The 321-nt window shown below is 42.1% G+C and carries 1 pseudogene; it reads right to left on the reverse strand.

From position 1 onward, the window contains the following. Window positions 1-321, reverse strand: a pseudogene (locus KH400_RS23660) (phenylalanine--tRNA ligase subunit beta); the annotation flags it as partial.

The following is a 321-nucleotide window of genomic DNA, read 5'->3' on the forward strand; positions in this document are numbered from 1 at the left end:
GAACGATTTGGCGTTAAATCCAACTCTAATATTTCGTCATCCAAGTTAAGTGCGGCAAGGGCGTCACTACCAACTTCAACTTGATCTTGGAAAACATAAATCCCTTCAGAGAACTCCTTTTGGACAAGTTTCCCTTCAATCCCTAGCTCTTGTAAGGAGCAAATCATTCCTTGTGACACTTCTCCACGTAATTTTGCTTTTTTTATTTTAAAGTTACCAGGAAGAACGGCTCCAACCTTTGCAACTGCGACATGCTGTCCGGCTGCGACATTCTTTGCACCACAGACAATTTGCACGAGTTCATCTTCACCAATATCAACT

The organism is Desertibacillus haloalkaliphilus (assembly GCF_019039105.1).
Taxonomy (GTDB): Bacteria; Bacillota; Bacilli; order Bacillales; family KJ1-10-99; genus Desertibacillus; species Desertibacillus haloalkaliphilus.